The sequence below is a fragment of the Deltaproteobacteria bacterium genome (genome assembly GCA_019309045.1).
In the GTDB taxonomy this organism is placed as follows: domain Bacteria; phylum Desulfobacterota; class Syntrophobacteria; order BM002; family BM002; genus JAFDGZ01.
The window spans coordinates 1-6,434 of sequence record JAFDGZ010000121.1 but is presented as its reverse complement, the minus strand read 5'-3'; the positions used below and the strand labels follow the sequence as shown (position 1 = coordinate 6,434).

Here is a 6,434-nt window from a genome sequence, read left to right as displayed (position 1 = left end):
TTGTAGGAGGCTTCCACTCGATCCGGGTCTACCGTCGCAGGCAAACGGATGGATCGACTGAACTTGCCATAGCTGCGCTCCACAAGATGGTAAGCCTGCTCTTTTTCTTCCCTTTCCCTCTTCTTTTCACCAGATATAGTGAGCACGTCGCCCGTGACCGAGATATCGATGTCTTTTGGATCCATCCCTGGCACCTCTACCTCAGCCACCAGGCTTTCACCGGTGTCGGAGAGATCAAGGGAAGGAATCCAGTCATGCTCGAAAGTCGAAGGGACAAAGTCCCTGGTGAAACGCTCCCAGAGACGGTCCATTTCGCGTCGGACGTGCTCCAGTTCTCCCATAGTGGACCTCAGCGTTGGCAACATAGTCCATACACCTCCTCTCTTGGTGAACTACCCGGTCAGGCGAAAACCCTGCCGCCATGAGTTCTGGGCTTGTTGTTTTCTCCTTCTCTCTAAGCTTGTAAACAATATTTGATCCGATCAAAAATTAAGTCGCAAACACCCTGCAGTCAAGGGGTGGAGCCCTACATTTTTCTTCTTTTTATAGATAGTATAACTTAGCGTAATCACAATATTAGTATGATGCAACAGCTCCCTCGTCCAATCCGCTTTAACCCACTTCCTTTTTGATACTTTTTGCCAATCATTCTACCTGGATTACCCTTGATTTTTGGCCGTCGATATCTAAAGTATAGATATAGTAGCACTGCAAGTATCAGGGTGCTAAATCGATGCCATGCGTCAAGTATGACGGGACATGAGACCCCAGATTTCCTGGTTCGAGTGCGCTCCTGCTATTTAGGAAAGCGGCGTCTGGGCAATTTAGGCGAACACGGGGCAAAGATCTATGCGAAAATCACAATTCTTGAAAAAATTCAATCTGTACGAGGAGTTCGCCCGAACTGACTTGAACTGGGACGAGCTTGTCATCATCAAGAACGACTATATAAACAATATCGACAAGATAGAGGTTGCTGCTCAATACGTGGCCCAGAGGTTGGAACGGCTCAAGCAAGTCCACACCATACGATGGCGGGTCAAAGAGCCGGACCATTTGCTCGCCAAAATTATCAGGAGGAAAGCCCAGGAACCTTCCCTGGTCATAAATCCACACAACTACCAGACAATCATTACAGATCTTGCTGGTGTTAGAGCCCTGCACCTCTTCAAGGAAGATTGGCAGAAGATACATTCATTTATTGTCAACACCTGGGAACTTATAGAGAAGGCCACTGCCAACGTCTGTGTGGGAGACCACGTCGAGTTCATCAAGAAGTTCAAACAGAAGGGCTGCCGCATCTATCAGCATCCCTTCGGCTACCGCTCTGTGCATTACCTGGTCAAGTTTGACTACTCCAAGAAAGAATCGATTCCAGTGGAAATCCAGGTCCGTACGGTTTTAGAGGAGGCCTGGAGCGAGATGGATCACAGGATAAGGTATCCATACAGCGGAGATGCCCCGGCCCTGTCGCCATACTTGCTGCTGCTCAACAGATTGCTCGGCAGTGCTGATGAAATGGGTTCTTTCATCAAGCTTTTGAAGAAAGAAATCGACAGCAACTATCAGTTTCAGCAATACAAGCCAGCCGAAGGCAGGAACCTGATCAAAGGGCTGGGCAATACTGTGGAGGCATTGCAACTGGAAGGAAGAGCAAAGGCCCTTCTCGAAGAGCGGGTCAGTTCACTGGAAGGGTATCTTTCCGCTGTACGCGCCATTCTCACCAACAGTCAGGGCGAAAACAGTTGCACTGCAGATGTTTCCCGTTTCCCTAGAACCCCGCCCATAGAGGTAAACAAGATAGACCTGAAACAATGAGGTTCAGCCGGCGTCCTCCTGCTCAGAAATGACGATCTTCAGATAGAGATCACCCCTGCTGCCATCAGCACCCTCTTTTCCCATGCCCGCCAAACGGAGAATCGTGCCGCCCCGCGACCCCGGAGGCACGGTTACTCTCAAGAGGCTTTTCTGCAACCCTCGAGGGACGCTAATGAGCTTCCTGGTGCCGAAGCGCGCTTCCCTGGGCGTGATGGTAATTCGGCCATAGACATCAAGGGAGTCTGGCTGTCCAGTGGTGCTGACAACTTGCAAACGACGACTTCTTTTTCTTGCCAGGCCTGGACCCTGCCAGCTCGCCATGCCAGCAACTGGTATGGCCTCCATTATCTTGAGGAAGAGGATGCCGAAGAGGAAGCCGCCCACGTGCGCCCACCAGGCTATGCCACCGCCACCGGCAACCGTTCCTGCGGCGCTGAAAAACTGAAAAAGAAACCAGAAACCCAGAAAAACAAAGGCAGGTATCTCTATAAAGTAAGGCAGAAAAAAGATGGGAATCAAAGTGAGAATTCTAGAGTGTGGATAGAGCAGAAAGTACGCTCCCATAACGCCTGCTATGGCCCCGCTGGCTCCGATGGTGGGAACCTGGGAATGATAGTTGATGGCCACATGAAAAAGGCCGGATGCCACTCCACAAAGGAGATAAAAGACAAGGTATTTAACAGAGCCAAGCCTGTCTTCGACGTTATCACCGAAGATGTAGAGCGACCACATGTTGCCCAGCAGGTGCCAGAAACCACCATGAAGGAACATGTACGAGAAAAAGGAGAAGACTTGCTCCGGCAGGCTGAAATAGGAGGCTATGGCCGGCATAGAATAACGTGCCGGCACCAGGCCATAGGTATATATTATCTGGGCCAGTTCACTTCCGCTTCCCACCTGCCACCAGTAGACAAGGACGTTTGCTGCAATGATCGACACATTTACTACTGGATAGTTCCTGGACTCAATCGTATCATGGAGTGGAATCATAGCATTTCGAGTATGCCAGAGGCCGTCCGCAAAAATCAGGGCCGCTTCGACTACTGGCCTGGCAGACTACCAGTGGGCATCATCTGCAATCGTGTGCAGGGCACAGTCAACTTTGGAGCGCAATTGCCGAGACAATCTACACTGTCTTGTGGCCCCAACAGCAATAAGAATACTTGTCACTGGGAGTCACTGTTGGCGGGAAGTAAACCGGTCACGCCCTCAGAGACAAGCCACAGTCCGCTGGACTATCCCAGCATTATGCCTTTTTGGGTCAAAGTGTGCAACAGGGAGGAGTTGCCGCTGCTGGCATCACAGCCCCAACCACATCAAGCTGGCCCAATTGATCTTAGCAGACACCCTCAAGTCTGGATAGCCCCTGCATCTCCAGACCGAACTCTGGAAGTATTGTGGAGCTGAATAAATATTGCCGCCCTCCGAGGACACCAGACCATCTGAGCAGCAAGGCGCCGGGTGGGCCAATATGGGGAACATTCAGTTGTCGACCGAATGCTGGTGGTCTTATGAATAGCAACACCTAGTTGAACAGATATCTGCGAAACACTCTCAGACGACGAATAGTTTCCAAATTCATGACAACAGTGATGGCCAGCAAAGTTAGGAAAGCCTGGTTCAGAAAAGCGCCAATAAAAATGATGAAAATACGCAGGTCTCTACCGATTCGGAAGGTGAGTCTGCTGTCCAGGCGCTCCTGCCTGAGGGCGTCGTACTTGCCGGCTGTGTAGCTCACCAGGAAGGAGCCGATGATTGCCAGAAAACCTACCAGGAAGGCCAGACTGGGCCTCACCTCGCTCTGAGCTCGCCAGGTTAAAGCGAGCAGCAGCATTCCATCCGCATAACGGTCCAGAACGGCATCCAGCCAGCCGCCATACTCGCTTTCGCAGTACTTCAGTCTGGCCAGTTCACCGTCGCAACCGTCAACAATTGAAGCTGCCTGGCTCAGCAGGCCGCCAAGCAACATGGCCAGATATCCTTTTATGGTGAAAAATGCTGCCCCAATGACCGCCAGGAGAAATGACAGGACAGTAACCTGATTTGGCGTGATAGAAGTCCTGGCAATCCGTTTAGAAATCCTCACAGAAAGCGGCCGATTGACATATCTCGCCACCATACCGTCATGGGGTTTGTGGCGCACCTGTTTAAGCAATTCATTCTCTGCTCTCAGCAGATCTCCAGGCTCATCAACGTCTACCCAGAACTTGCCGCCGATATCCACTGCTCTGACCAGACCTTCAGCTGCCAGCCGCCGAATTCCGTCCGTGAGATTGAGTTCCGCCCTGTTATTGGCATTCTGCTCCAGCGCTTCGAATATCACCGAACTGCAAAGAAATACACCGGTATCAAAACCGTTGTAACTGGCCAACCCTTTGCCAATGTCACGCACTCTGCCATTGTTTGATGCGACGCGAGTAACGTCCTCTTTCTTTATGTGTCTCCTGCCAACATTGTAGTCCACCGCCAGGATGACCTCGTTCTCTGGAGGCGGTTGTCTGCAGAGGTCAGCCATAATTGCAGAATCGAACAGGTGGTCGCACATCAACAAGAAAAATGGCTCCTGAAGATGATCCTTGGCGCTCAGCACAGAGGTGCCGTTGCCGCGTTGCCAGTCTGGATTTTCAATGGAGTGGATGTGAATGTGAGGAAGCCGCCGTGCCAGGTCGCTGAGGAAGAACCGCAAACATTCCCCCTCGTGGCCCGTGACAACGTAGAAATCAGTGACACCTGTGTTGCTGGCAGTGCGGATCACCCGCTCGATAAGCGGGACTCCCAGAACCGGCACAAGGGGCTTACACCTACCCCTCCGCCACAGCCTGCTGCCTCTGCCTGCTGCGATAATCAGGCATTTCATCGCTCCTCTTCCCCCAGATACCTTCGATAAAGCCCTCTGTGAGGCGGTAGGCTTCGTCATCAGTGTACTGTCTTGGTGGATGCTTCATGAAATAGGCCGAAGGGCCGTAAAGCACCCCGCCGATGCCGCGATCCAGTGCCAGCTTGCAGCAGCGTACAGCATCAATACCAACGCCGGCGGAATTGGGGGAATCTTCCACAGAAAGGCGCAAGTCTAAATGCATGGGAACATCACCGAAAAGTTTGCCCTCCATGCGAATAAAGCATATTTTGTTGTCTCGCTGCCAGGCCACATAATCACTTGGACCAATATGGATGTTTTCATCGTCGAGCTGATCAGCTGCAATCGATCGAACAGCTTCGGTTTTGGACTTTTTCTTTGACAGCAGCCGGTCGCGGTTGAGCATGTTCAAAAAATCGGTATTTCCTCCGGTATTGAGCTGGTAGGTCCGCTCCAGCTTGACTCCCCGTTTGCTGAAAAGATCAGTAAGCACCCGATGGACAATTGTTGCCCCCACCTGTGATTTTATGTCGTCACCAATAATGGGCAGTCGTTTCTCCTTGAAACGCTCGGCCCACTCCTGATTGCTGGCAATGAAAACGGGAATATTGTTGACAAACCCTATCCCTGCTTCCAGAGCACATTCCGCATAAAATCGAGTCGCCTTCTCTGAACCCACCGGCAGGTAGTTCAACAGAATCTCGACGCCGCTCTCTCTGAGAATCCTTACCACCTCTTGCTGATCAGGCTCAGGTTCCCTGGACAGCACAAAAGTGTATTTGTCGTCATAGTTGCGCATGTGTTCAGAAAATCCGTCCAGAATGCGGCCCATTTGCACCCTGACACCTCTGTGAGGAATCTCTTTGCAAAAGGTGGTAGTGCAATTGGGTTCTGCAAAAATAGCATCCGCAAGATCTCTGCCAACTTTCCGTCGGTCAATATCAAAAGCAGCAACCACCTCGATGTCGTGTGGCAAGTAGCCTCCAAGGTCCCAGTGCATCAAACCTATAGCCTCATCAGCTGATTTGTCTCGGTAATAGTGAATGCCCTGAATTAGAGAACTGGCGCAGTTCCCTACACCTATGATTCCTACCCTGATAGTGCCCATCTGTTCACCTCCTGAGTATCACCTTACTTTTCAGGTAAAAAGACAAGCAGCCACACAATCCTTTTCACTGCACTGCAGTTGGCGGGCAACGAATACAAGCGCTGCCTCCCGGCAGGAAGCCGTCTTCTCGGCCGTGATCCTCTTCAGCAAGTGCTCCTGGTTGCCCTCCAAGTTATAGACTATCCAGGTCACTTGCTGAATCACCCACCGCCCACGCCAGCGCCGTGGCCCGTGCAGTCGTCCCTGCCACAGGGCCAACTGCCGGGCACCTGCACAGCCCTACAGAAACGGTTCACCTCTGGTCCCCAAGAAGCATGGCACAACACCGCCCGGGCACTCCAAGACTTTGCGTCGCCAGTGCTTCAGCAATTTTTCACAATTCAGCAGCGCAAATTCATGAAGCACCCTGAATAAGGCGGCAATTCTTGCTCTCAAAGCATTCCAGTGCCACAGCAGCCTGTCAGCACTCACCGCTATGGAGTGCTAGCGAATCTAAATTTAATAATTAATAGAAAAAATTCAAGGCGGATAATATTGAAAGCAGAGAAAATATTTTCAAATCAGAACATCTGCATAGTAATAATTTGCCTTAGCCGCGTACTTTTCTCTATTTTTTTTCATTTGAGCCTATTTACTCGTCAACCTCCCACT

Annotated in this window: 5 protein-coding genes; 1 reads left to right on the top strand and 4 read right to left on the bottom strand. The window is 51.1% G+C overall.

Annotated features, from left to right (window positions below; genetic code table 11):
- On the bottom strand, nt 1–365 hold a 365-nt coding region (locus JRI89_16045; protein ID MBW2072751.1), incomplete at its 3' end, for an Hsp20/alpha crystallin family protein.
- A gap of 484 nt (nt 366–849) precedes the next feature.
- On the opposite strand from JRI89_16045, the gene JRI89_16040 reads away from it, so the two are divergent.
- The gene (locus tag JRI89_16040) at nt 850–1,818 is read left to right on the top strand and encodes a GTP pyrophosphokinase (protein MBW2072750.1); all 969 of its coding nucleotides are present in this window, start codon (nt 850–852) and stop codon (nt 1,816–1,818) included.
- 3 nt (nt 1,819–1,821) lie between these two features.
- Here the strand turns inward: JRI89_16040 and JRI89_16035 are convergent, their stop codons facing one another.
- The 3 genes from JRI89_16035 to JRI89_16025 all read right to left on the bottom strand — a co-directional run bounded on the left by JRI89_16035 (nt 1,822) and on the right by JRI89_16025 (nt 5,783).
- On the bottom strand, nt 1,822–2,808 hold the full coding sequence (locus tag JRI89_16035; GenBank protein ID MBW2072749.1) for a rhomboid family intramembrane serine protease: 987 nt from the start codon (nt 2,806–2,808) through the stop codon (nt 1,822–1,824).
- A 535-nt stretch (nt 2,809–3,343) separates the two neighbouring features.
- Entirely contained in the window at nt 3,344–4,675 is a 1,332-nt protein-coding gene (locus JRI89_16030) for an NTP transferase domain-containing protein (GenBank protein MBW2072748.1), read from the bottom strand.
- Nucleotides 4,620–5,783 carry an inositol-3-phosphate synthase gene (locus JRI89_16025; GenBank protein MBW2072747.1) on the bottom strand — a complete coding sequence of 388 codons (1,164 nt, stop codon included), beginning with the start codon at nt 5,781–5,783 and terminating at the stop codon, nt 4,620–4,622. Before JRI89_16025 ends, JRI89_16030 begins: the two co-directional genes overlap by 56 nt.
- Between the last annotated feature and the right edge of the window lie 651 nt (nt 5,784–6,434).